Below are 24,826 nucleotides of genomic sequence, written 5' to 3' on the forward strand. Positions count from 1 at the left end.
ATCCTTAATCTCCCTGTGACAGGGCTAATGTTATCAATTCTCTGGCTATCGGTGCAGCAACCCTACCGCCCTGTCCTCCGTGTTCTACAACCACACAAACAGCCACACTCGGCCTGTATGCCGGAGCAAAGGCCACGAACCAGGCATGAGGGGAACCTGCAGGATTTTCTGCCGAACCGGTTTTACCAGCCACCTCAATGCCGGGAATGGCTGCAGCAGATCCAGTTCCGTGCTTCACAACCTCAAGCATTCCTTCCTGCACAGCCAGGGCTACTTCCGCAGAGGCTGTTACCCTGAGCAGGCTGGGCTTCTGTGACCAAAGCACCTTCCCGTCCGGGGAACGGATTTTCTGGACGAGATATGGCCTCATCATTATTCCGTTGTGACCTAGAGATCCTGCCACGAGGGCCATAAACAGCGGACTTACTGCGATCCCTCCCTGGCCTATGGCTGCTTCCGCCAGTCCGTTGGGGCACTGCAGGGTGCTGCGCGGGAGTGGAATCGTTGTTGTTGGAATGTCAAAAGGTATCTTTTTTCCCCAGCCAAAAGATTCCAAACCTCTGATGAAGTCATCCGTCCCTAATCTCAGCCCCAGCTCAGCGAAATAACTGTTACAGGAAACCGCCAGGGCGTCGTTGAGATCCACACTCCCATGTGCCTGCAGGTCCTTTAAAACCCTTCCCTGGATTGTAATCTCACCGCGGCAGTTATAAATTACCTCATCCAGCTGGGGATATTTCTTCAATCCGAGAGCAGCAGTGACGATCTTCATTGTTGATCCCGGCGGATAAAGCCCTTGCGTGGCTCTGTTCAGCAAAGGGCGCCTGGCATCATTTTTGATCGCCTCCCATTGCTTCTCTAGATAATCGGGATTGGAGTTAAATCCCGGAGTGCTCACCATGGCCAGAATTTCACCGCTTCTGGGATCAAGTGCTACTGCCGCGCCTGTGTAAGGGGCAAGCAGTTCCCATGCCCTTTCCTGGAGGTGGTGGTCGATCGTGAGGTAAATGTCATTACCCTGATGCGAACGCAGTCCCCAACGCACCTCCAGCGCTTGGCGAAAGGAACCTCTGAGGCCCAGCAGTTCTTCATCATAGGCGGCCTCCAGCCCGGTTTTACCCAAAGTTCTGGAAACATAACCGATCAGGTGCGAATAGGCCTGCGGGTAGAGATACCTTCTTCTTAATTGATCTCCATCCGGAACGCTTTCCGCTAATTTTTCTCCATCTCGGGCAAAAATTCCTCCCCGTACTACACGATTTTCGACGATCCAGGGTCGAGGATTGGCACTATGGCTGTTAAGGGATGGCCCCTGGATCAAAGTGATAAAAACCATATAACCGCCATAGATGAGAAAACAAATGGCAATAATAACCATGATCTTTTTTATGGAATCATTCATACATCACCGCTCCTGAAAAGCGTTTCTTGCACAAGGACATTCCGGCAGGACCACCGGTTATCCCTTTTATGGCCACTGTCTCGCCAGTCACCGGACATTAGCAACAGGCCCTAACCCTTTTAGCGCAAAAGCAACACACCAGGATGTTGCAGCGTTTTTTTCAAGGATAGCCTCCTATATTCCTTACTCCTGCACCACACTAATGTTCTCCCGGCGCCATTCGAGAAGGAGAAGCACTCCTTTCTTGGCTCGCCTCTCTCTCCGAAGCGATCCTGGCCAGCATACCAACCAGGAAGCAATTAGAAATAAAGGAGCTTCCTCCGTAGCTCAAAAAGGGGAGGGGAATCCCCGTCAAAGGTATTATTTTGGTCACCCCCCCGATTATGATCAAGGCCTGCATGGCTAACAAAGAACTAAAACCGAAGGCCAACAGGCTTCCAAAAACATCAGGGGTATTGAGGGAAAGGCTGAGCCCTCGCCAGACCAGAACAAAATAGATACCGATGACGCTTAAGGTGCCCAACAGACCCAACTCCTCCCCTATCAGGGAGAAGATAAAATCGGTATGAACTGCCGGTATCAGTTCAGGGAAACCGCTTCCCAAACCCAAACCAAAGATCCCACCGCTCGCCAAGGCGAAAAGGGATTGGATGATTTGGTAACCCCCGCTATCGGCCTTGGTCCAGGGATTAAGGAAGATATCTATTCTCTCCTGTACATGAGGAAAGGAATGATACATGACAAAAGCACTTGCTATAAAAAGAAATAACCCCAGCATCAGAAAAGATAGTCGCCCTGTAGCAACGTAAACCATTAACAGAAAGACGATGTAGAAGAGCAAGGCCATCCCCAGGTCCCTTTGAAAAACCAGCAGTAGCATAGCCAGTCCACAGGCAGCAAGAAGCGGTCCTAAATAGGGCCAGTCCGGCACATAGAAGCGCCCCACCTTTTTCGTGCCCTGTTTGAGAATTTCCTTGTTTTCGTCGAGGTAACCGGCCAGAAAAATAACCATCAGGATCTTTGCAAATTCTGAAGGTTGAAAGCGAAATGAACCGAGGGCCAGCCAGCTGCGCGCCCCTCCTGCCTCGGTGCCGAAAAAAATTGTCATTACCAGAAAGAAGATACTGGTCAGCATAAAAAGGTATTTGAAGTTATGGAGGTGTCTGTATTCTGTTAAGATCAACTGAACCAGCCAGAAAAGGACAATACCGGCGATTGCCCAGCAACTCTGTCGCATACCGTAATAAGGGTTGGTTCTGTAAATAAATATAATTCCCAGGGCAATCAGGACACCGGTTAGATAAACGAGCAGGGGATCGCTCCTTAATTTTTTCTCGGCAACCAGGGTACTGATAGTAAGAATAATGACCAATACCAGCCAGAGGACAAGGTCCTGTGGTCGCAGTAGGTGTTCCCGGTACAGTTCCGGCGCTCCGGCAGCCAGAATCAGCCCCGGGAAAAAGGGCAAAAGGGAGCAACACCCTTTTTTCTTTTCGGCAGCAACCTCTAGAGTGAGAGTAACCCTTCCTACCTGCAGGTGAGCTCCAGGCTTGAGAGGTTTCGTGTCGGTCAGTCGCTGACCGTTGAGGATGGTCCCGTTGGTGCTCCCCAGATCCGTAATGTAATAGCGGCCGCCTTGGTAGAATACTCTGGCGTGCCTGCCGGAAACATAGGGATCTGAGATAACCACCGAACAACGCTCACTCCTGCCCAGGATCGTTTCCCGTCCTAAAATCCATCTCTTTCCCCGCCTGATCCCGGGAATCTCCGAATTTACTACAACCAGAGATGTTGTCTGACTCCGGTCGGGGATCCTTCTAACTACATGCACCCTGATTAAACAGAAAACAAAGAAAAGGAGGAGAAGCAGCACCAGATACTTCTGGACCAGAACCAGCCAGAACACAATTTAAACCTCCTCAATCTGAAGCAGGTTCTCGCCGATCAAGAATTGATCCCCCGGCAGCAGGCGCTGTTGCTCTATGCGCACTCCGTTGATAAAGGTGCCATTGCGGCTTCCCAGGTCAACAAGATAAAGCTCCCCTCCCCGCCATTCAAGCAGGGCGTGTTCCCGGGAAGCGTTAATATCCGAAAGCACCAGGTGGTTGGTACCCTTGCGTCCGATATAGAAGCGTTCCTCCCCCTGCAGGTTGATCCGCTTCCCCTGGTCGGGCCCGCTCACCACCAGGAGGTCCAGCCTAACTCTGTTCCTGTTTTTCCTCTCGTTTTTATCAAAAATCAATGTTTGATCGATTGCCGGTTGATCTGGGGGTTCGTCTTCCGCTTTGATAGAATCAATTAGAGGGTAAGAGGCTTTTTCTTCCGACTTGGCAAAGGCCGAGCTTATTGCAATCTCTCCACTTTCCAGGGTATCATCTTCCGTAAATGTTATCTGCGGCCTACCGATTAAGGTATAAGCCTTCTCTGCCGCTTTATTTTTAATGTAATCGGCAAGTTCCCTGCTAAGAGCCTCCTGGAGCGGCGCGCTCTTTACGAAATCATCTTTTCCCAAGCTTACCGTAAATACATTTGGGGCATAAACACGGGATACACTCACCCGCCTTTGGGCTACCATCTCTCGTACCAGGGCTCGGGCAATCTCCACAGGCTGCAGGGAGCGCTTGCCCTTGCGAAAAATGCCTTCCCAGAATTTTGAAATCATCCTTTCCAGATCTTCCAGGCCCACGGTCTCACCCGCCCTTAATCGTTTTTCTCAAACAGGCCACAAAAAAGCCGTCAGTTCCATGACGGTGGGGGAACAACTGCAGGAACCCCGACCGAGCGGTTACCTTATCCTCCTCCCAAACCAGGGGAAAGGGTAGCCGCAGGGAGAGATCTTCCGGCTGAAAATCCTTGCATTCTTCTAAAAACTGCCTGATAACCCCGGTATTCTCTTCCGGTTCCGTGGTGCAGGTGCTGTAAACGAGAATACCTCCAGCGGCGAGGCAGCGAGAAGCAGATTTAAGTATTTCCAGTTGCTGCCTGGCATGCTGCGGTAGATCCTCAGGTTTGACCCTCCACCTCAAATCTGGTCGCCTCCTGATCACTCCCAGCCCGGAGCAGGGGACGTCGACGAGGATATAATCCGCCTTTTCCTGTAGTTGAAAAGGAAGTTCTCGAACATCCATCAATTTAGGTTCTACAATGCTGACGCCCATCCTCTTGCAGGCTTTTGCGACAAGCTCCAGGCGGTGGCTATGGACATCGAGGGCTAGGATCCTCCCCCTGTTCTGCATGATTTGAGCCATATGGGTCGTCTTCCCCCCCGGCCCGCTGCAGGCATCGATGACAAAAGATCCGGGAGCGGGATTTAAAACCAGAGAGGCGATCATGGAGCTTTCATCCTGAACGGCAAAATAGCCTTCCTGAAATAGCCGTAGTTCCGCCAGTGATGACAGATTCGTCACCAGACCCTCAGGCACCAGCATACTGAAACGGGCGATGACATTTTCCCTTTCCAGTTGCTGCTGCAGTTCTTGCGGAGTTATTTTTAAGGTATTGCAGCGGATAACCAGCGGAGCCGGTTTGTTGTTTGCCCTGCACAGAGCGATGGTCTCTTCCTTACCGTAACGGTTCAGCCATCGCTCAACCAGCCAGGCGGGATGGGAATATTTCACGCTAATATGTGAAAGAGGATCGACGTCAGGATCGGGATGGGATATCTCTTCCCGCTTGCGGGCAATGCTGCGCAGCAGCCCATTTACAAACCCTGCCAGGCCGGCAAGCCTCCACCTTTTGGCCTGCTCCACAGCTTCATTACAGGCCGCCCAGGGAGGTATCCGATCGAGAAAGAGAAGCTGATAAACACCAAGGCGCACAATGTTGCGCACGGCATGGCTCATTTTGGATACAGGCGTGCTGCTGAAACAGTCAATCACCCAATCGATCGTTCCCCGCATCCGCAGAGTACCGTAAACCAGTTCTGTCAAGAGAGCGAGATCATCTGCTCCCAATTTCAGGTCGGCTCTAATATTTTGTAGGGCCAGATTGGCATAGGCCCCCTCTTTGTCTACTGCTATGAGCACACGCAAAGCGCCATCCCTGGCAGGCGAAGTACGCTGGTGAGGGTTTTTCCTCATCTCATCATTACCTCTAATCATCACCCTTATTTTTTTACCCCAGGCGCATCCCCGGCGAAATCCGGTAACCGCGCAGGAACTCCGCACCACTCATACGGTTTTTACCTGCGGGCTGAACCTCAGTCAGGAGGAGCCGCCCGGAACCAGTCTGGACAACAAATCCCTCTTGCGGATCAAGGGCAACAACATCCCCTGGTTCACCGCCGCTTGCTTTATTTGAAACTACCAGGGCTCGCCATACCTTGAGGGTCTTCCCTTTAAACACAGTATACGCCCCCGGCCTGGGGTTCATACCCCTGATCTGGTTAAATATGACACCGGCAGAGCGTTTCCAGTCAATTAACTCCTCTTCTCTGCGGATGGGGGGGGCGTAGGTGGCAAGCCGATGATCTTGAGCCCGACGTGGCGCCGAGCCCTCTTCCAGCAAGGACAAAGTTTTTAACATCAGTGCTGCGCCCTTTTCTGCCAGAAGGGACGCCAGTTCACCGGCAGTGGTGTTTTCCCCAATAGGAACCTCCTCTTGGAGAATAATATCACCCGCATCCATTTCCGGAGAAATAAACATCGTGGTCACACCGGTGCTCCTTTCCCCGTTCATAACCGCCCTTTCAATAGGAGCCGCGCCGCGGTAAGCCGGCAGCAGCGACGGGTGAAGGTTAATGCATCCTAAACGGGGCAGGTTCAGAACAGGCTGCGGCATGAGCATGCCGAAGGCCACAACGACAATAACATCCGGTAGTGGCTTCATTCCCTCGAGAAGCCTATTCAGCTCCCCGGCATCTTCAGGCTGAAAAAAAGGAAGGCCGCATTCAACGGCGAACTCCTTAACGGGAGGCGCCGCAATCCGCCGGCCGCGACCGCGCGGCCGGTCCGGCCGGGTAACAACCCCCAGCAGCGTCCACTCAGTGTCTTTGAGCCTTTTTAATGTGGGAATCCCAAAGGAAGATGTCCCCATAAACAGGATCTTCAGTATCGCTGCCGCCCCCTTCCCTGTCAACTCTTGATCCTTATTGCTTTATCAATAAAGAGAATACCGTCTAAATGGTCAATCTCATGTTGGAGCGCCCTTGCCCCTAGGCCTTCTGCACTGATTACCTGTACCCCACCGTGGCGGTTGAGACCCTTGACTCGCACTCTATAGGCCCTTTTAACCTCCCCGGCAACACCGGGAATACTCAAGCACCCTTCAACACCGACATCCTCGCCCTCCTGGTAGATGATCTCCGGGTTAATCAGTTCCCAGAGGCCATCACCAACGTCAACCACCACTACCCGCTTGGAAATACCAACCTGTGGGGCAGCCAGGCCGACACCTTGCGCTGCGTACATCGTTTCCGCCATGTCATCAAGCAGTTTGCGTATACTTTTATTGACCACACGTACCGGACGGCTTTTTTGGCGCAGTACTGGGTCCCCCAGTTCTACTATTTTATAAGCCGGCATCAAAATCCCCCTTGACATTAATAACCAAAAGGATCCACTTCCACACTAATTATAACACTATTGTTTTTGCGATAAACAGCGAGACAGGCTTCAATTTGACTGCGCAAAGGAAGGGTCTTGCCTTTGAGCAATATCTGCCACCTGTAAAAACCTTTGACCCGCAGAACCGGAGCCGGAGCGGGCCCAAGAACTGCAACCTGATCACCTGAGAGCTGGCGCCTCAGTTCTGCGGCCAGCTCAGAGGCCAGTACGACAACATCTTCTTCCCTGCGGCTGCTCAGGCGCACCCTGATCAATTCCCCATAGGGGGGATACTCCAGAGCACGCCTTCTTTTTGCCTCTTCCCGATAAAAAGAGTTGCTATCTCCTCTGCATGCGGCCATGATGCTGTAGTGTTCGGGGTGATAAGTCTGCACCACAACCTCGCCCGGCTGCGGCCCTCTTCCCGTCCTCCCGGCTACCTGAGTGAGGATCTGAAAGGTGCGCTCTGCTGAGCGGTAATCGGGCAGATTCAGAGAGAGGTCGGCGTTAAGAACTCCCACCAGGGTAACGCCGGGAAAGTCGTGCCCTTTGGTCACCATTTGGGTTCCTAGAAGAATGTCCGCTTTTTTCCCGGCAAATAGGCTCAAGATCTGGCTGTAGGACCCCTTACCGCGAGTGGTATCGTAATCCAGGCGCAGCACCCGTGCCCCAGGGAAAAGCAATGAGAGTTCCTGTTCCACGCGCTCAATCCCCGTTCCTAAAAAGCAGAGCCTCTTATTGCTCCCGCACGAAGGACAGCTCGCCGGCAACGGGAGACGGGTGTTGCAGTAATGGCAGCGCAGATCCCCTGTCTGCCGGTGATAAACAAGAGAAATGGAGCAGTTGCGGCATTTTAAAACCTCACCGCATCCAGGGCAAAAAACGAGAGGAGCGTAACCCCTTCTGTTGTAAAAGAGAATAACCTGTTCTTTTCGCTTAAGGCGCAGATTTATCTGTTCCTGTAGATACCTGCTGAAAATTGAAGGTTCACCACTGTTTAATTCCAGACGCATGTCTACCACTGTGTTCCTCGGAAGGCTGCGCCCAGGGGGTCGCCTGGAAATTGTCAACAGCTGGAGCCTTTTCCTGACCGCAGCCGTAAAACTCTCCAGTGATGGAGTGGCACTCCCCAAAACCACAACCGCCTTATTGAGAAAGGAGCGCATCAGAGCCACCTGGCGGGCATGATAGTAAGGCCTTTCCTGCTCTTTATAGGAGGGGTCGTGCTCTTCATCGATGATTACCAGGCCGAGATTACAAAAGGGCGCAAAAACAGCTGACCGGGGGCCGATCACTACCCCCTTAGCCCCTTTTCTGACATCTTCCCAAAGGCGGTACTTCTCCCCGCGTGCCAGGCGGTGATGCCAGACGGCCACCCTTTCACCGAAAGCTTCTTGAAAAAGCGCCCCTATCTGTGGAGTAAGGGCAATTTCGGGTACCAGGTAGAGCACCTGCCGTCCTAAAGCAAGAGCAAATTCTGTCGCTCGCAGGTAAACCTCAGTTTTGCCGCTCCCGGTCACACCGTAGAGAAGAAACCTTTCCCCTTTTTCATTGCTCAGCGCCTCTTCAATTCTCCTTAAGGCTTCTTGCTGTTCTCCGGTCAGGTCGAAGTCTTCAGGGCGCTGCGGGGAAAGTTTCTCTTCCGGAGATGTGCATTTAACCAGCCTCTTAGGCCTGTCCGGTGGGCTCATCAGCTCCAGAATTTCCGCTAAAGGATGCAGGTAATACCAGGCCATCCAGCGGGCCAGGTCTAAAAGCTCTTTTGTAAAATCCGGCCGGCCTAAGCCGGCAATCTCCCGCAAACTAATCCCTGGCTCCGGCTCACTATAACCGACGATCCATCCCTCAACCAGCCGGGATCCGAATGGAACGGTGACCCTGGTACCGGGTTGCGGCTTTCCCATCCCGGCAGGTAAACGATAATGAAAGATCCGGTTCAGATCGGGATGATTGATGTTTACTACAACCTCGGCGCACTCTTCCCCCACCGGCCCCGCCTCCATGACAACTGTTTTCCTAGACTATCAATTAATTATAACAAAAACATTAACCCGGAACAGAAAAAAGCTATCGACAAACAAACCGCCCCAGAAACAGAAAAGACCGGCTCCTTTACCTCTCGCCGGCCTCAAAGGGGTTCTGATGGCTCCTAACAGTATCCTCCCAGCGGGATCTTCTCCGCTTCTTTTTTAAGTATCTCTGCACAATCCGTCCTTTCCCAGGTGAGGTCGAGGTCAGATCTCCCGAAGTGACCGTAGACGGCGGTCTGTTTGTAAATAGGTCGCCTTAGATCAAGATGTCTGATAATGGCAGCGGGCTTGAAATCAAAACACTCTCTCACCACCTTACAGAGCGACTGATCAGAAATGACTCCCGTCCCAAATGTATCCACATGCACCGCTATAGGGTTGGCCACGCCGATTGCATAGGCGACCTGCACTTCACACCGGCGGGCTAGTTTGGCAGCAACTATATTTTTGGCCACGTACCTGGCAAAGTAAGAGGCAGAACGATCGACTTTCGTAGGGTCTTTGCCGGAAAAAGCGCCTCCTCCGTGTCTCGCCATCCCGCCGTAGGTATCGACGATGATCTTTCTTCCCGTCAGTCCCGTGTCCCCCTGCGGCCCACCGATAACAAAGCGACCGGTGGGATTGACATAATAGCGCGTATTCTTATCAATGTATTCGGGTGGAATTGTTTCCTTAATAACAGTTTCTATAATGTCTGCCTTTATTTGCTCAAGAGTAACATCGGGGCGGTGCTGTGCCGAAACCACGACCGCATCTACCCGCACCGGACGGTCATCCTCATACTCTACGGTAACCTGAGTCTTTCCATCCGGGCGCAGGTAGGGGAGGATTTTCTGTTTCCGGACTTCTGCCAGCCGGCGCGCCAGTCTGTGCGCCAGATCTATGGGCAATGGCATCAGATTTGGGGATTCATCGGTGGCATAGCCGAACATCATCCCCTGATCACCGGCGCCCAGTTCCATCGTGTCCCTGATCTCCCCGGTTTTATTCTCCAGAGCCTGGTCAACACCCAGAGCGATGTCGGCGGATTGCTCTTCCAGGGAGGTGATCACGGCGCAGGTATCGCAGTCAAAGCCGTACTTTGCTCTCGTGTATCCGATATCCCTGATGGTAGAACGAACCAGTTGAGGTATATCAACATAGCATTCTGTGGTGATTTGCCCGGTGATAAAGACAAGCCCTGTTGCCACCATGGTTTCGCAGGCAACACGAGCTTCATTATCCTTTTCATAGATGGCATCAAGAATCGCATCTGATATCTGGTCGGCAATTTTGTCCGGATGCCCTTCGGTTACCGATTCAGAAGTAAAAAGTCGTTTCGCCATTATCGTTTGTCCTCCTTGGTTCTTCTTAACAGTTTTGCCACCTGATCCAAAATCACACCGGCCAATTCTTTTTTGGTCAGGCGAGGCAACTCAACAGCTTCCCCTTCCGGAAACAGAATAGTGGCCACATTGGTGTCGACATCAAAACCTGCCCCCTCTTCCGTCAAATCATTGGCAACGATCATATCGAGATTTTTGCGGGCCAGTTTCTCCCTCGCGTTAACCAGCAGGTCTTCGGTTTCAGCCGCAAATCCTACCAGGATCTGGTTTGACTTGTTTTGCCCCAGGTAGGCCAGAATGTCCGGGGTGCGTTCCAGTTCCAGCAGAAGGTCCGCCGATTCTTTTTTAATCTTTCCTGAAGTAACCCAACGCGGACGGAAGTCAGCTACCGCCGCCGCCTTTATGACAACATCCGCTGCCGCAAAATTTTCCTTCACGGCGTTAAACATTTCCTCCGCAGTCTGCACGGAAATCAGGTTAACCCCCTGCGGCGGCTCCAGCTTTGTGGGGCCGCTGATCAGGGTTACCCTCGCACCCCGTTCTTTCGCTTCCTCTGCCAGGGCATAACCCATCTTCCCGGAGCTGTAATTGGACAGAAAGCGCACGGCATCGAGAGGTTCCCTGGTGGGGCCTGCTGTGACCAGGACATGAATGCCGGACAGTTCATCCTGGCGGTTGAGGACATCCTCTACATAAGAGACGATCCTCTCCGGTGGCGGCAATCTCCCTTTTCCTCTGGCACCGCATGCCAGCCTGCCTTCGTCAGGTTCAATAAAAAGAAAGCCATAACCCCGCAAAAAATTCATCCAGTGTTGAAAGACGGGGTTTTCATACATGCCGACATTCATCGCCGGAGCAAAAATCACCGGCGCCCTTGTTGCCATGATCGTAGTTGACAGAAGATCATCGGCGATCCCCCCGGCCACCTTCCCGATAATATTGGCTGTAGCAGGCGCCACCAACAAAAGGTCGGCCTTTTGAGCGAGGCTGATGTGTTCAATTTCCAACTGCCGGGGGGCAGCAAACATTTCCGTATGTACAGGGCTCTGCGTAATGGATTGCAGTGTCAAAGGGGTGATGAATTGCGTAGCCGACCGGGTCATCACTACTTCTACTTTATAGCCCTTCTTTATAAGGAGGCTGGCGATTTCGGCCGCCTTGTAGGCGGCAATGCTTCCCGTAACCCCAAGTACAATGTTTTTCTTCATCCGGTCCTCTTTATTCATTTCGTTTTCAGCAAAGTGCGCTTGATTACCAGCTGGTCTTCCGCAATTTCTTTGAGGGCAATGGTCACCGGCTTGATGGTCTCGGGGTTATCGGGATTTTTGCAGGATTCGGTAAGCTGGCGCGCCCTCTTCGCAGCTGCTACCGCCAGTTCATATTTGCTTTCAACCTTTTTTATCAGCACGTCGAGACTCGGCTGTTCCATGCTCTATACCCCTTTACCTTAATTCCGGGCGCTTTTTTCCTTATTGATGATCTCCAGAAGCTCCATGAATGCCCGTTCTTTTCTGTCATTTTGGACGACATAGTCATACATATCTGCAGCCTGGAGCTCCCGGTAAGCGCAATTCAGCCGCCTTCCGATCGTTTCAACATCCTCCGTTCCTCTCTTGGCAATCCTTTTGCTGAGCTCTTCTATGGAGGGTGGTTTTATAAAGATCAATAAAGCATCAGGAAAAATCTCTTTAATCTTAAGAGCTCCTTGGATGTCGATCTCCAGCAATACGTCCTTACCGGAGCGCAGAGCGTTTTCTACTGCAAAGCGGGGGGTCCCGTAATAATGACCGTAAACTTCAGCCCATTCCAGCAATTCCCCTTTTTCAAGCATCCTTTTGAATTCTTCTTCGGTCACGAAAAAATAATCCACCCCATCCTTTTCATTGATGCGGGGAGGCCTTGTTGTAACAGAAATCGAATAACTAATGTTAGGCAATGCCTTGCGCAGCAACTCACATAAAGTGCCTTTCCCAGATCCGGAAGGGCCTGATATGACTATCAGCAGTGGCTGTTCGGTCAATGATTTCTCGTTCCTCCATCTTTTGGATTATTCTTCGTTGGCCGAAGCAGGCTCTTTTGTAGAAAGGCGGTTGGCTACCGTCTCCGGCTGAACAGCAGACAGGATAACATGATCGCTGTCGGTGATTATCACTGCCCTGGTTCTCCTGCCATAGGTGGCATCGATCAACATCCCCCGGTCTCTGGCTTCCTGGATAATGCGCTTGATCGGCGCAGACTCAGGGCTCACGATGGCAATGATGCGATTGGCAGAGACAACATTGCCAAAACCTATATTAATAAGCTTAATGTCCATTGTTTACCTCCCCTAATTTGTATACGCCTTGCCTCTCTACTCGACATTCTGGATCTGCTCCCGCATTTTCTCTAGCTCACTCTTAATCTCCACAACCAGCGGTGAAATAACCAAATCCGCGGCCTTAGCACCGATTGTATTGACTTCCCTGTTCATCTCTTGAAGTAAAAATTCGATTCTCCTGCCGACTGCTCCTTTTAAATGCAGGAATTCTTCTAACTGTGAGAGATGACTGGACAGGCGTACTAATTCCTCGGTGATACTACTTCTTTCAGCAAACAAAATCACTTCCGCCGCTAACCGGTTTTCGTCTATTTCGCAGTCATCTAGCAGAGTCTGGAGTCTGCTCTTGAGCCGATTGCGTAATTCTTCGCTCAAAAGCGGAGCCCGTTTTTTAATCTCCTCCACGTATCCGGCAATCCGGTTTTTGCGAGGGATTAAATCTTCGCAAAGCCTTGCTCCCTCACGGGTTCGCATCTCAGACAAATGAGCCATTCCCTCTGCCAGAGCTTTTTCCACAACTGACCAAACCTCGTCCAGATCCTCTTCAGATTCCTCGACCACCAAAGCATCAGGAAGCTGAGCAAGGTCATTAACTTTTAATTGGAAGTCAATATTAAGCGTTTTTGCCATTTCCTTTAAACTATTATAATAGGCAAGGACTAATTCTTTGTCAAGCTTAACATTACGTTTTTTACCACGGCGATCCTCTATATTAACATAAATATCCAGATGGCCGCGGGCAATATCCTGTTGCACCCGTTCCTTAATTTTTTCCTCAAGGGAGAAATAGGGGCGAGAGATACGAACTACAAGTTCCAAAAAACGGTGGTTGACGCTCCGTATTTCCACCGTGGCATGCAGCCCGTCCTTCTCGTATTCACCCCTGCCGAATCCGGTCATGCTTCTGAGCACTTTAGCATCCTGGTTCGGGTTACACATCACCCCGTGCCAGGCTTTCACTCCCTTCTATTTTCTTTCTAACTTTCGTTGCTACCACCTCTTCATTCATTCTGCAGCGGGCTTAATGGTACAAAGTACCAAAAGCCTCTTTCATCCTCCGGAAGGCTTCTTTTAACCGCTCCGTTGCCAGCGTCAAGGATATCCGAAAATAGCCATCACCATATTTGCCGTAGCCAATACCCGGAGTAACTACCACAGAAGACTTTTCCAGAACCATTTCCGCAAATTCCGTTGACGTCAACCCGGACGGCACCGGCACCCACAGATAGATGGTTCCTTTAGGTAAGGAGAAATCCCAACCTAGACTTTTTAGACCGGCCACCGCAATCTCCCTTCTCTCCCGATAAATGCGGCGCATTTCCTCGATACAGTCCTGCGGTCCCTCCAGGGCGGCTATCCCGGCATACTGAATTGCCTGAAAGACTCCGGAATCAAGATTGGACTTAAGAGAAGACAGGGTCTTTATAAGCTCTGCATTCCCTGCCGCCCAGCCGATACGCCAACCGGTCATGTTATAGGTCTTCGAGAGGGAATGAAACTCAATTCCAACATCCTTTGCACCCGGCACTTCAAGAAAACTAGGAGCAACATAGCCGTCAAAGGTTATTTCAGAATACGCGGCATCGTGACAGACGATGAGATCATAATGGCGGGCAAAGCTGACTACATCCTGAAAAAACTCCTTGTCGCATGTTGCCCCGGTGGGATTATTGGGATAGTTGAGGAACAAAAGAGAGGCTTTTCTTGCCACCTCCACAGGGACACTGCTCAAATCCGGCAGAAAATTGTTCTCCCCTTTTAAGGGAAGGGAGTACACTTCAGCACCGGCTAGGGCAGCGCCTATACCGTAGACGGGATATGCCGGATCCGGCACCAGAGCGAGATCCCCCTCCTGTAGATAGCAGAAGGAGATGTGGGCAATCCCCTCCTTAGAGCCGATCAGTGTGACTACTTCAGAAGCGGGATCCAGTTCAACCCCAAACCTGCGCCTGTACCAGGAGGCCACTGCCGTGCGGAACGCCAGCAGTCCTGCAGAAGTTGGATAACGATGGTTCTCGGCCTTCTGTGCCTGATCTATCAAAGCCTTTACAATATGAGAAGGTGTAGGAAGGTCAGGGTCACCGATTCCCAGACTGATCACATCAATACCCCGGCTCTGTAATTTCTCAATCTTCTGTTCGATGCGGGCGAAGAGGTATGGCGGCAAAGCAGCCAAGCGGTCAGCAACTTTTTTCATCTCGTAAACCCCCTAGTTTTCGTCATTCTATCATCAGATTAGGCGAAAGACAACATGACCTCACACATATTTAAACCTGCTCTATCGCAATAGCACATTTCCTCCGCCAAAGGAAGGATGGCAGAAAGCATGGTTTACCTGTTACTTCCATTCGCTTGAGGTTCCGGATTCTCATCCAAAATCCTTTTAATAAATTCGTCGTGAAGATACCCTTGAAAAACCTCCTCAGCAGGTCCTGTCATATAAACGTGATTGTTTTCCGCCCATTCTACCAGAAGCTCCCCACCCGGCAAGTAGACACGCACTTTTCTATCCAGATAGCCGGCGAGAGCACCCCCTACGGCGGTAGCACAGGCACCCGTCCCACAGGCCAGCGTCTCTCCTACACCCCGTTCCCAGACCCTTACCCTGGCCTCCTTACGGTTCAGCACCTCTACAAATTCTACATTGGTGCGGCTGGGAAATAACCTGTGGCACTCCAGGCGCGGGCCCAAGGTGCGCACGGGAGCACTTCCCGCATCGGGCACGAAAATCAAACAGTGGGGGTTGCCCATGGAGACTGCGGTAAACTTCAAGATGTTGTCACCCACTTCAATTACCTCATTCACAACCCTATCTCCCGGTTCCCCAGCAACAGGTATCTTTTCCCGTTCCAGGATCGGCTCCCCCATATCCACTTTTGCAGCAGCAACAGAGCCTTCTTCCAGTATCAATTCCGGTACCTTGACACCGGCTTTTGTTTTTATTTGAAAGATGATCTCCTTGGCCAACCCTTTCTGATAGGCGTACTTGGCCACGCAGCGGATGGCATTGCCGCACATTTCCGCCTCAGAACCGTCGGCGTTGAAGATGCGCATATTGATCATCCCTTGCTCGTCCTGAAAAACGAAGACAAGGCCGTCCCCGCCGACCCCGAAATTCCGGTCACAGAGCCTACGGGTAAAGCTCGGGATTTTATCTTTGGGAAGACTATCTGGCTTCGTTTCCAGCAGAATAAAATCGTTGCCCAAGCCGTGCCACTTGGTGAACTGCATCGGGCTGGCCTCCTTAAAGCGACTTTAAGACAGGCGAAAACCTCCGCTCTGCTACCCCTCTCCTGTACCAGAAAACACCTGCTACTAGATTAACTCAAATCCGCAAAATCGGCAAGTGGATCAAAAGCTAACAGTTGGATACAATTTAGAGGTGGAATTAATTCCAGCTATTGAGTGGAGAGGGATGTTATATGTTGCCAGATGGCCTTACTTTGAACCTCGTTGTGAGAGAGCTCCAAGCCACAATTCTGCAGGGGAGGGTAGAGCGTGTCTACCAGCCTGAGAAGCAAGAGATCATCCTTGTGATTCGCTACTCCGGCCGCAGCCTGCGCCTGCTTATTTCCTCTGCTGCAGAATCTGCTCGGATCCACTTGACTACACAGGATAAAACCAACCCTCCCTACCCTCCCCTTTTCTGTCAGATACTGCGCAAATATCTGGAAGGAAGCCGTCTGAGCAGCATCGAACAGGAGAACCTAGATCGCATTGTGCGCTTGGTTTTCACGCGCTTAGGGGAGAGCGGTGAATTTCAGAATATGGTGTTGATCAGCGAGATCATGGGAAAGCACAGCAACCTGATTTTAGTGGACGCCGCAACCGGCCTGATTATCGACGGCATCAAACGTTATTCCCACGCCTTGAGCAGACACCGCGAAGTGCTGCCGGGACTGCCATACATTCCTCCCCCTCCCCAGAATAGAGCTCACCTCCTTAACCTTGATGAAGAACAATTTGTCAGGTTGCTGCTTTCAAATCATCTAGAAAAAAAGCTGGAGGATGTTCTTATGCTGACCCTTGCCGGCATAGGGCGCTCAATGGCGCGTGAAGTGGTCTATCGGGCGGGGCTGGACCCCGAACTGCGCCTGGAATTCTGCGGTGAATACGAGCTGCACGCTCTTTTCCAGTCCTTCCAGAAAACCGTCATTCCTCTGCTGAGAGGGAACAAACCGGAGCCGGTAATCATCTTTCAGGGAACAACAGCAGTAGACTACGCCCCTCTTCCTCTTACTCACTACCGGGGATTAAAATCAATACCGTGTGAAACAGTTAACGAAATGCTTGACCGCTACTACGCAGCGAAGGCAGAAAGCAACCGTCTTAAGCAGATCAAAACCCATCTGGAAACGGTCATCAGACAGAATATGGATCGCTGCAGTAAAAAACTCACCCTTCAGGAAAAGGACGAGGCAGAAGCCAGGGAAGCACTTAAGCTGCGGCTCCTTGGGGAGATGATCTTCGCCCACCTGCACCTGATCAGACCCGGGTCCCGGGAAGTAGAGCTTCCGAACCTCTACCAGCCGGATGCTCCATCATTAAAAATAGAGCTGGACCCATCACTTTCGGCGGTGCAAAACGCCCAGCGTCTTTTTCGGAGATACGACAAAGCGAGAGATACAATTAAGGCCTTGGAGAAACAAATCAAGAGCACCAAAGAGGAAATTCAGTATCTGAACAGCATTAAAACGGCTCTCGAGCAGGCGGAGTGTCTGGCTGATTATCAGGAGATTCATGAAGAGCTGGAAGATGCGGGTTACATCCGATCCGACGGCAAGAAAAGCCGCCGGAGCAAAGGGACAAAAAAGGCACCGCCGCAGATAATGCGGTTCACCTCCCGCGATGGCTATCAGATCCTTGTCGGAAAAAACAACCAGCAGAACGACTACATCACCATGCGCCTGGCACGCGATGAAGATTACTGGCTTCACGTAAAAGATAGCGCAGGAGCCCATGTGATAGTCAAAAGCAAACCCGGTCAGGAGATACCTCCGTCTACTCTGGAAGAGGCAGCAGGGCTGGCAGCTCACTTCAGCGAAGCCAGATACTCCTCTAAGGTTCCTGTTGACTGCACCAAAAGAAAATACGTCAGCAAACCAGCAGGGGCGCGTCCGGGGTTTGTCATTTATAAAAATCACAAAACTATTTACGCAACTCCTAAAGCTCCTACCCCTGAATGATCGCAACTGGAAACGCTCCCTGGGAAATATATTTTTTCTTTGAGGTTTGTTGCGAGTTTCTCCTTTAAATCGAACAGCTGTTGACTCGGTTCACCCCCGGAGAACAGCTTATCTATATGTTTTTTGACTTTATCATCGTAATGTGTTGTTTGTATACCATCTGCTCCTCCAATCATGAACAAGTCATTAATAACTCCATCTACAGCCATGTACCTCTAAACGCCATCGTCCGCAACTCCCTTAATCAACCTCTCTATAACCTCTTTGGCGAACTCCCAATCCTTTTTATTCTTTTCATAGAACTCCCTACCTTTATCCGTTATGCGATAATACTTACGCCGCCCTCCCTGGCTTTCATTCCCCCAATAGGAAATGATCAACCCATCCTGCTCCAATCGCCGAAAGGCGCTGTACAGAGTTGCTTCTTTTAACTCATACTGCCTTCCGCTCAGCGCAATTATCTTTTTGCAGATCTCATAACCGTAGCTATCACCCTGGCGGAGGATATTCAATATTATGGTATCGGTATGTCCACGAATTAGATCATTCGAGATGGTGCCGGACATATCATTCCCTCCTGATGTACATTGTGTCATATACTACTATGTCAGACAATGTAATTCGCATAAAAATTATATCTTAATATAGCCTATATGCCTCCTAAAATTCGCCTAATCTTAAGAGATCTACATCTCAGCAGAAAAAAAAAGGCCAATCCGGGCTACCGGACAACCCCTTTTCAGCATTTTAATTATTGTCGGCGCAGTTTATTCGGTCGTCTAACACTAGCTCCTGCTTCCGGGCTTGACGACCGGTAGGCCGTCCCGGCACAGCGGGCAGTCGGCCGGATCGTATGTATCTATTTGGAGTTTGAGCAGTGAATAATAGGGCACTCCGAAGTCAAGATCTCCACTGTGGCGATCTACAAGGGAGGCAACCCCTATAAGGACCCCTCCCTGCGCCTTGACCAGCTCGATCACCTCTCTGGTCGAACCGCCGGTTGTCACAACATCCTCTACCACCACAACCCGCTCTCCTGCTTTGATTTCAAATCCCCGGCGCAGGGTCATCTTTCCCTGTTCCCGCTCTGTAAACATCGCTTTCACACCCAGAGCACGCCCTACCTCTTGAGCAACAATAATCCCCCCGATGGCTGGCCCTACCACTAAATCCACATCCAGTCCTTTAAAGTGGGCGGCAAGCTTTGTGCACAGTTCTTCGGCCAGATCGGGATACATCAAAACTTTGGCGCACTGAATATAGCGGTTGCTGTGCAGACCAGAAGTCAAACGAAAGTGCCCCTCCAGTAAAGCACCGCGCTCTTTAAAAACCGTCAGAAGCTCATTTTCTTTCATCTCTTGATTCCTCCATTTCCCTGAGAATACGCCGGGCGGCCTCCCGTGAGTCCACCGCCTGCAAGATCGGTCGACCAACCACAATGTAGTCTGCTCCCGCATTAATGGCTTCCCCGGGTGTGCTGATTCTCTTTTGGTCGCCTGCGCTTGATCCCGCAGGTCTGATGCCGGGCGTAACGATCAAAAAGTCTTCTCCAAATCTTTCCCGGATCGCCGCGATCTCTCGTGGTGAAGCCACAACGCCGGAAAGGCCACACTCCTTCGCTATTTCTGCCCAGAAGAGTACCTGATCCAGGGGCTGTCTTTCGATGCCCAGGTCGTTAAACAGTTCTTCGGCGCCTAGGCTGGTAAGCACAGTCACGCCTATAATCAGTGGCATCCGCTTCCCCCCGGTCTCATCCTCCACCTCTTCAACCACGGCTCTCAGCATCTCCCGGCCGCCGGCAATATGGACGTTGAACATGGCCACTCCCAACCGCGCTGCGGCCCGCCCGGCCTGAGCAACGGTGCGGGGTATATCGTGAAACTTCAGATCGAGAAAAACACGCCCCCCCGCTTCCTGAATCTCCTTCACAAAAGCGGGACCATAATTACAAAACGGTTCCAGTCCCACCTTGAACATTCCGCAGCAGTCGTGCAGCTGTGAAACCAAACCCAGCACCCGTTCCCGTTCGGCGAGATCCAGGGCTACGATCAACCGCTCCTTGGTATCCATAATCAGTTCTTCCTTCACTCCTTACAGCCTTGATTTTTCCAGGCGGCTCCGACTAAACATCTAAGCTCCTCGATTTTATTCCTGGCACAGTAACTCTGCAGATCTTCGATGATCTTCACCGCTGTCAGGGGATCATGGAAGAAGGCCGAGCCAACCGCCACCGCTGAGGCCCCGGCAAGGATGAACTCCAGAGCGTCACGACCGGTGCAGATCCCCCCCATGCCGATGATCGGAAGATCGACCGCCTGCGATACCTCCCAAACCGCCCGCACTGCTACCGGCCGGATTGCCGGGCCGGAGAGGCCACCGGTAACGTTGCCCAGAAGCGGTTTTCTAGCCTCAACATCGATGGCCATTCCCAGCAAAGTATTGATCAAAGAAAGGGCGTGCGCTCCGGCATCCGCAACGGCCCTGGCAAGGCCCACGATATCGGTCACGTTGGGGGTAAGCTTAACGATGACGGGAAGATCAGTGGACTGCACAACGGCTTCTACGATTTCGGCCGCCGCCTCGGGAACCGTACCAAGGGCCATCCCACCGGCCTTGACGTTGGGGCAGGAGATATTCATCTCCAAGCCCGCCACACCCGCATTGGTCAGGCGTTCTGCCAGGGCTATGAACTCCTTTTTGGTGCGGCCGGCAATATTGGCGATCACCGGTATGCCAAAGTCGAGCATCTGCGGCAAGAGGTCATCGATAAAGGAATCTACGCCGGGGTTCTGCAGGCCGATAGCATTGAGCAGACCTGCAGGAGTTTCACAGATGCGCGGGGGCTCGTTTCCCGGACAGGGGTCGAGGGTCAATCCCTTGGTAACGAGAGCACCCAGTTTACTCACGTCGAAGACAGGAGCATACTCCACCCCGGATCCGAAGGTTCCCGAGGCTACAAGGACCGGGTTTTTCATTTTAATACCGGCGATTTCCACCGAGAGGTCAACCATCAAAGATCACCTCCTCAGCGGCGAAAACCGGCCCCTCCAGACAGACCCTCAGTTGTTTTCCACCACTACCCCTGCAGGTACACCCCAGGCAGGCGCCCACACCGCAAGCCATGCGCTCTTCCAGCGAGATTTCGGCCGGAATGCCTTTTTCAATGCTCAACTGCTGCACTCCCTTGAGGACGGGAAGAGGGCCACAGGCAAAGATCTTATCAAAAGAGAACTGCTTCAGCTTTTCCTTGAGAAGCCCGAGAACGCTTCCTTTCCATCCGCTAGAGCCGTCTTCAGTGGCCACTGCTACCCGGCCGTATAACTCGTACACTTCAGGCCGCAGAATTCCCTCCCGGCTGCGTGCCCCCATAAGAATGAGGAGCTCCCAACGGCGCTTCTTCAGAGAGGATGCCAGATAAAGGATAGGGGCCACACCTACCCCTGCACCTAACAGCACACCTTTCTTTCCTTCTTCGGCGCAGGAAAAACCGCGGCCCAATGGCCCCAACAGCTGAACCTTGTCTCCGGCGCTCCTTTCTGCCAGCAGGGCCGTTCCTTTTCCCCGTACCTGATAGAGGAACTGAACCTCTCCTTTCTCCCCGTCCACATAGTGGATGCTCAAAGGACGCCGCAGAAAGGGATCGTAACAGTCCCCACACCGTATCATAACGAACTGGCCGGGAAGCGCTCCGCGTGCCAGTTCAGGAGCCTCCAGGCTGAGCAGGTAATACCCAGGTGACAGGCAGTTCTGAACGATTACCCTGCAAGTGTATTCTCCTGGCTCAATCATTTTTTGCATCCTTCCCAAACTAGTTTGTATATTCGTCAAGGGAGAGGAGAGCGCTCTCCTGCCCGCTTTTCAAGAAAGAAATACAATCGAGCATCGCCCGTGCCGTATCCAGGGATGTGAGGCAGGGTATACCATGCTCCACTGCCGCTCTCCTGATTTGATATCCGTCTTTAACCGCTCCCCGGCCACCGCTGTGGGTATTGATAACAAAGTCAATCTTACCGGAGTTGATTAGGTCGACAACATGGGGGGAACCGCTCTCGATCTTGTTGACCTCTTCCACTTCCACCCCGTGCGCTCTTAAGAAGCGGGCAGTTCCCGTCGTTGCCACAAAGCGCAGCCCCATTTCCTTCAAGCCGACAACGATCGGAAGCACCTCCTCTTTGTCCCGGTCGGCGATGGTTACCAACACCGTCCCCGAAAGGGGAACAGAACAGCCGGCGGCCAAAAGTCCCTTGTAGAGGGCGCGCGGTACGGAATAGTCCACACCCATTACCTCACCGGTAGACTTCATCTCAGGGCCGAGGAAGGTATCCACTTCCGTCAATTTTCCGAAGGAGAAAACGGGTACCTTCACCGCCACCAGGGAATTAGGTTCAACCAGACCGCTCCGGTAGCCCATTTCCTTGAGCGTTTTGCCGAGCATAACCCTGGTCCCCAAACCGACCATGGGGATTCCTGTAATCTTGCTCAGATAGGGGACCGTCCGGCTCGCTCTGGGATTGACCTCCAGAACATAAATCTCCCCCTGATAGTAGACAAACTGAATGTTAAGCAATCCCCTTATCTCAAGAGCGCGCGCCAGTTTCCTGGTGTAGTTGATGATTTTATCCCGCACCTCGTCTTCAAGACGGGCCGGATAGACGGCGATGCTGTCACCGGAGTGGACACCTGCCCGTTCGATATGTTCCATTATGCCTGGTATTACGATATCCTCACCGTCGCTGATCGCATCCACCTCTAGTTCCTGCCCCTGGAAGTATTTATCGACAAGAATAGGATGATGTGAGGATACCGCTACTGCTGACTCTACATAGCTGGCCAGCTCCTCTTCGTTGTATACGATCTCCATAGCCCTCCCCCCCAGAACGTAGGAGGGCCGTACCAACACGGGGAAGCCGATTTCCCTCGCAATGGTCATGGCCTCGTCAAGGGAGGTGGCTCCCCGGCCGGGAGGCACTGGGATCCCCAACCGGTTGACCAGCCGTTCGAACCTCTCACGGTCCTCGGCCTCATCGATCTTATCCACAGACGTCCCCAGAATCTTGACGCCGTTTTCGGCCAGTGGGCCTGCCAGATTGATGGCCGTCTGCCCGCCGAATTGAACAATTACCCCTTCAGGCTTTTCCAGTTCCACAACATGGAGAACATCTTCCAGGGTCAGCGGTTCAAAGTAAAGCCGGTCGGCCGTATCGGAGTCGGTGCTCACTGTCTCCGGATTGTTGTTGATGATTATGGCTTCGACACCCTCGGACTTGAGCGCCCAAACTGATTGCACTGAACAGTAGTCGAACTCAATCCCCTGGCCGATCCGGATGGGCCCCGCTCCCAGCACCAGCACCTTGCGCCTGGAACTGGGAATGGCTTCATTCTCCTCTTCATAGGTAGAGTAGAAATAAGGGGTTACAGCTTCGAATTCGGCCGCACATGTATCGACCATCTTGTAGACCGGTCGGATACCTTTTTCCGTTCTGATCTTCCGGATCCGCTCTTCTTTGATCCCTCTCAGTTTGCCGATCAGGGCGTCACTAAAACCCATGCTTTTAGCCTTATCCAGCAGTTCGGAAGAGAGGGAAACCGCGGTTGCCAGCTCCTTTTCCATAGTCGTGATCTCTTCGATCTTCTTCAAGAAGAAAGGATCGATCCTGGTAATTGACGCTAGCCTCTCCATTGTCAGGCCGCGCCGGAAGGCCTCGGCGATCAGAAAGAGGCGCTCATCAGAAGGCACAGAAAGCTTTTCTACGAGCTTCTCCGTATCCCAATCCGTAAGGCCGGCGAAGGACAGTCCGGTTACCGGAATTTCCAATGAGCGGACGGCCTTTAACAAAGCCCCCGTAAAAGAGCGATCGATGGCCATAACCTCACCGGTGGCCTTCATCTGAGTTCCCAGGGAGCGGTTGGCCATCCGGAACTTGTCAAAGGGCCAGCGGGGAAACTTAAGGACACAATAATCTATGGTTGGCTCAAAACATGCACTGGTTTTTCTGGTCACGAAGTTTTCTATCTCATCAAGCCGCAGGCCAAGTGCAATTTTAGTGGCCACTCTGGCAATTGGGTAACCGGTAGCCTTCGAGGCCAGGGCACTGGATCTGCTGACGCGTGGGTTGACCTCGATGACGTAGTAATTAAAGCTCTTGGGGTCGAGTGCAAACTGAATGTTGCATCCCCCCTCCACACCTAAGGAGCGGATGATTTTGAGGGAAGCACTGCGCAGCATCTGTACTTCATCATCGCTCAAGGTCTGGGTGGGCGCCACAACGACGCTATCCCCTGTGTGGATCCCCATAGGGTCGATATTTTCCATATTACAGACAGTAATACAGTTGTCGGCGCTGTCACGAATCACCTCGTATTCGATCTCCTTCCAGCCCTCCACACTGCGCTCAAGCAGCACCTGCCCGATCATGCTCAGAGCCAAACCGCGTCCAACCACCTGTCGGAGCTCCTCTTCGTTATACGCTATCCCGCCGCCGGTGCCGCCGAGGGTATAGGCCGGTCTCACCACCAACGGATAGCCGGTTGTTCCGGCAAAATCAAGGGCTTCCTCCAGAGATCTCACGACCTTGCTCTCCGGAACAGGCTCGCCGATATCTTCAAGCATCTCCTTAAAGCGCTCTCGATCTTCAGCCTTCCGGATCGCTTCTAAAGGCGTCCCTAAGAGACGGACTCCGTATTTGTCCAGAACCCCGTTTTCGGCCAAAAGCACTGCCATATTAAGGCCCACCTGGCCACCGAGGGTTGCGAGAAGACCATCCGGCCTTTCCTTATCGATGATATTCGTTATAAATTCGGGGGTTAGCGGTTCGATGTAGATCTTATCGGCCATTTCACGGTCGGTCATGATCGTAGCGGGGTTGCTGTTGACCAAGACCACTTCCATTCCTTCTTCCTTGAGGGCGCGACAAGCCTGTGTCCCGGCGTAATCGAATTCAGCCGCCTGCCCGATGATGATGGGCCCCGAACCGATAACCATAACTTTACGTAAGTCTTTATTCCGAGGTATGGGTCATCCCT

23 protein-coding genes are annotated in these 24,826 nt (G+C 52.1%); 1 reads left to right on the forward strand and 22 read right to left on the reverse strand.

Annotated features, from left to right (window positions below):
• Positions 1-4 precede the first annotated feature (4 nt).
• The 15 genes from TPH_RS07120 to dapF form a co-directional block, all read right to left on the reverse strand.
• Positions 5-1,402, reverse strand: a complete 1,398-nt coding sequence (locus tag TPH_RS07120) for a peptidoglycan D,D-transpeptidase FtsI family protein (protein ID WP_015050513.1) — start codon at positions 1,400-1,402, stop codon at positions 5-7.
• A gap of 199 nt (positions 1,403-1,601) precedes the next feature.
• Complete coding sequence (locus TPH_RS07125) at positions 1,602-3,308, reverse strand: FtsW/RodA/SpoVE family cell cycle protein (protein WP_015050514.1); 1,707 nt, start codon at positions 3,306-3,308, stop codon at positions 1,602-1,604.
• A gap of 3 nt (positions 3,309-3,311) precedes the next feature.
• A complete protein-coding gene (locus TPH_RS07130; RefSeq protein WP_015050515.1) occupies positions 3,312-4,088 on the reverse strand; it encodes an FhaA domain-containing protein in 777 nt (258 codons plus the stop codon).
• Between the two features lie 4 nt (positions 4,089-4,092).
• On the reverse strand, positions 4,093-5,502 hold the full coding sequence (gene rsmB / locus TPH_RS07135) for a 16S rRNA (cytosine(967)-C(5))-methyltransferase RsmB (protein WP_201764511.1): 1,410 nt from the start codon (positions 5,500-5,502) through the stop codon (positions 4,093-4,095).
• A gap of 13 nt (positions 5,503-5,515) precedes the next feature.
• Positions 5,516-6,478, reverse strand: coding sequence for a methionyl-tRNA formyltransferase (gene fmt, locus TPH_RS07140; RefSeq protein ID WP_015050517.1), 963 nt, complete (start codon positions 6,476-6,478; stop codon positions 5,516-5,518).
• The gene (gene def, locus TPH_RS07145; RefSeq protein WP_015050518.1) at positions 6,475-6,924 is read right to left on the reverse strand and encodes a peptide deformylase; all 450 of its coding nucleotides are present in this window, start codon (positions 6,922-6,924) and stop codon (positions 6,475-6,477) included. The genes fmt and def overlap by 4 nt, the downstream gene beginning before the upstream one ends.
• A gap of 17 nt (positions 6,925-6,941) precedes the next feature.
• Positions 6,942-8,933: a replication restart helicase PriA gene (priA, locus tag TPH_RS07150; RefSeq protein WP_015050519.1), complete on the reverse strand. Its 1,992-nt coding sequence runs from the start codon at positions 8,931-8,933 to the stop codon at positions 6,942-6,944.
• A gap of 161 nt (positions 8,934-9,094) precedes the next feature.
• Positions 9,095-10,300: a methionine adenosyltransferase gene (gene metK, locus TPH_RS07155; protein WP_015050520.1), complete on the reverse strand. Its 1,206-nt coding sequence runs from the start codon at positions 10,298-10,300 to the stop codon at positions 9,095-9,097.
• Positions 10,300-11,508 carry a bifunctional phosphopantothenoylcysteine decarboxylase/phosphopantothenate--cysteine ligase CoaBC gene (gene coaBC, locus TPH_RS07160; protein WP_015050521.1) on the reverse strand — a complete coding sequence of 403 codons (1,209 nt, stop codon included), beginning with the start codon at positions 11,506-11,508 and terminating at the stop codon, positions 10,300-10,302. The genes metK and coaBC overlap by 1 nt, the downstream gene beginning before the upstream one ends.
• A gap of 14 nt (positions 11,509-11,522) precedes the next feature.
• Positions 11,523-11,729 carry a DNA-directed RNA polymerase subunit omega gene (gene rpoZ, locus TPH_RS07165; protein WP_015050522.1) on the reverse strand — a complete coding sequence of 69 codons (207 nt, stop codon included), beginning with the start codon at positions 11,727-11,729 and terminating at the stop codon, positions 11,523-11,525.
• An 18-nt stretch (positions 11,730-11,747) separates the two neighbouring features.
• On the reverse strand, positions 11,748-12,320 hold the full coding sequence (gmk, locus tag TPH_RS07170) for a guanylate kinase (RefSeq protein ID WP_015050523.1): 573 nt from the start codon (positions 12,318-12,320) through the stop codon (positions 11,748-11,750).
• Positions 12,321-12,347: 27 nt separating this feature from the next.
• On the reverse strand, positions 12,348-12,614 hold the full coding sequence (remA, locus tag TPH_RS07175; protein WP_015050524.1) for an extracellular matrix/biofilm regulator RemA: 267 nt from the start codon (positions 12,612-12,614) through the stop codon (positions 12,348-12,350).
• A gap of 36 nt (positions 12,615-12,650) precedes the next feature.
• Complete coding sequence (locus tag TPH_RS07180; RefSeq protein ID WP_015050525.1) at positions 12,651-13,577, reverse strand: YicC/YloC family endoribonuclease; 927 nt, start codon at positions 13,575-13,577, stop codon at positions 12,651-12,653.
• Between the two features lie 61 nt (positions 13,578-13,638).
• A complete protein-coding gene (locus tag TPH_RS07185; protein WP_015050526.1) occupies positions 13,639-14,814 on the reverse strand; it encodes an LL-diaminopimelate aminotransferase in 1,176 nt (391 codons plus the stop codon).
• Positions 14,815-14,948: 134 nt separating this feature from the next.
• On the reverse strand, positions 14,949-15,848 hold the full coding sequence (gene dapF, locus TPH_RS07190) for a diaminopimelate epimerase (RefSeq protein ID WP_015050527.1): 900 nt from the start codon (positions 15,846-15,848) through the stop codon (positions 14,949-14,951).
• A gap of 191 nt (positions 15,849-16,039) precedes the next feature.
• Between dapF and TPH_RS07195 the strand changes: the two genes are divergently transcribed.
• Positions 16,040-17,803: an Rqc2 family fibronectin-binding protein gene (locus tag TPH_RS07195; protein ID WP_015050528.1), complete on the forward strand. Its 1,764-nt coding sequence runs from the start codon at positions 16,040-16,042 to the stop codon at positions 17,801-17,803.
• Here TPH_RS07195 and TPH_RS15130 read toward each other — a convergent pair.
• From TPH_RS15130 to carB, 7 genes are all read right to left on the reverse strand, one after another.
• Positions 17,770-18,012 carry a hypothetical protein gene (locus TPH_RS15130; RefSeq protein ID WP_148275873.1) on the reverse strand — a complete coding sequence of 81 codons (243 nt, stop codon included), beginning with the start codon at positions 18,010-18,012 and terminating at the stop codon, positions 17,770-17,772. The genes TPH_RS07195 and TPH_RS15130 overlap by 34 nt on opposite strands.
• Before the next feature lie 6 nt (positions 18,013-18,018).
• Positions 18,019-18,369, reverse strand: a complete 351-nt coding sequence (locus TPH_RS07200) for a PadR family transcriptional regulator (protein ID WP_015050529.1) — start codon at positions 18,367-18,369, stop codon at positions 18,019-18,021.
• Between the two features lie 219 nt (positions 18,370-18,588).
• Positions 18,589-19,158 carry an orotate phosphoribosyltransferase gene (gene pyrE, locus TPH_RS07205; RefSeq protein WP_015050530.1) on the reverse strand — a complete coding sequence of 190 codons (570 nt, stop codon included), beginning with the start codon at positions 19,156-19,158 and terminating at the stop codon, positions 18,589-18,591.
• Positions 19,145-19,873 (reverse strand): orotidine-5'-phosphate decarboxylase, encoded by a 729-nt coding sequence (gene pyrF / locus TPH_RS07210; RefSeq protein WP_037999016.1) that lies wholly within the window; start codon positions 19,871-19,873, stop codon positions 19,145-19,147. The genes pyrE and pyrF overlap by 14 nt, the downstream gene beginning before the upstream one ends.
• A gap of 14 nt (positions 19,874-19,887) precedes the next feature.
• A complete protein-coding gene (locus TPH_RS07215; protein ID WP_015050532.1) occupies positions 19,888-20,814 on the reverse strand; it encodes a dihydroorotate dehydrogenase in 927 nt (308 codons plus the stop codon).
• Entirely contained in the window at positions 20,807-21,592 is a 786-nt protein-coding gene (locus TPH_RS07220) for a dihydroorotate dehydrogenase electron transfer subunit (protein ID WP_015050533.1), read from the reverse strand. Before TPH_RS07220 ends, TPH_RS07215 begins: the two co-directional genes overlap by 8 nt.
• A gap of 19 nt (positions 21,593-21,611) precedes the next feature.
• A complete protein-coding gene (gene carB / locus TPH_RS07225; RefSeq protein ID WP_028990982.1) occupies positions 21,612-24,815 on the reverse strand; it encodes a carbamoyl-phosphate synthase large subunit in 3,204 nt (1,067 codons plus the stop codon).
• Positions 24,816-24,826: the final 11 nt, after the last annotated feature.

Source organism: Thermacetogenium phaeum DSM 12270, from assembly GCF_000305935.1.
Lineage (GTDB): Bacteria > Bacillota > DSM-12270 > Thermacetogeniales > Thermacetogeniaceae > Thermacetogenium > Thermacetogenium phaeum.

Excerpts from the sequence above, each read along its gene's own strand:
- rpoZ (WP_015050522.1), bottom strand. The coding sequence starts at position 11,729 with ATGGAACAGCCGAGTCTCGACGTGCTGATAAAAAAGGTTGAAAGCAAA.
- dapF (WP_015050527.1), bottom strand. The coding sequence starts at position 15,848 with ATGCAGTTCACCAAGTGGCACGGCTTGGGCAACGATTTTATTCTGCTG.
- pyrE (WP_015050530.1), bottom strand. The coding sequence starts at position 19,158 with ATGAAAGAAAATGAGCTTCTGACGGTTTTTAAAGAGCGCGGTGCTTTA.
- remA (WP_015050524.1), bottom strand. The coding sequence starts at position 12,614 with ATGGACATTAAGCTTATTAATATAGGTTTTGGCAATGTTGTCTCTGCC.
- TPH_RS07195 (WP_015050528.1), top strand. The coding sequence starts at position 16,040 with ATGTTGCCAGATGGCCTTACTTTGAACCTCGTTGTGAGAGAGCTCCAA.
- TPH_RS07220 (WP_015050533.1), bottom strand. The coding sequence starts at position 21,592 with ATGATTGAGCCAGGAGAATACACTTGCAGGGTAATCGTTCAGAACTGC.
- metK (WP_015050520.1), bottom strand. The coding sequence starts at position 10,300 with ATGGCGAAACGACTTTTTACTTCTGAATCGGTAACCGAAGGGCATCCG.
- def (WP_015050518.1), bottom strand. The coding sequence starts at position 6,924 with ATGCCGGCTTATAAAATAGTAGAACTGGGGGACCCAGTACTGCGCCAA.
- TPH_RS07120 (WP_015050513.1), bottom strand. The coding sequence starts at position 1,402 with ATGAATGATTCCATAAAAAAGATCATGGTTATTATTGCCATTTGTTTT.
- coaBC (WP_015050521.1), bottom strand. The coding sequence starts at position 11,508 with ATGAAGAAAAACATTGTACTTGGGGTTACGGGAAGCATTGCCGCCTAC.
- TPH_RS07185 (WP_015050526.1), bottom strand. The coding sequence starts at position 14,814 with ATGAAAAAAGTTGCTGACCGCTTGGCTGCTTTGCCGCCATACCTCTTC.
- rsmB (WP_201764511.1), bottom strand. The coding sequence starts at position 5,502 with ATGATTAGAGGTAATGATGAGATGAGGAAAAACCCTCACCAGCGTACT.
- pyrF (WP_037999016.1), bottom strand. The coding sequence starts at position 19,873 with ATGGATACCAAGGAGCGGTTGATCGTAGCCCTGGATCTCGCCGAACGG.
- TPH_RS15130 (WP_148275873.1), bottom strand. The coding sequence starts at position 18,012 with ATGGCTGTAGATGGAGTTATTAATGACTTGTTCATGATTGGAGGAGCA.
- TPH_RS07215 (WP_015050532.1), bottom strand. The coding sequence starts at position 20,814 with ATGGTTGACCTCTCGGTGGAAATCGCCGGTATTAAAATGAAAAACCCG.
- TPH_RS07200 (WP_015050529.1), bottom strand. The coding sequence starts at position 18,369 with ATGTCCGGCACCATCTCGAATGATCTAATTCGTGGACATACCGATACC.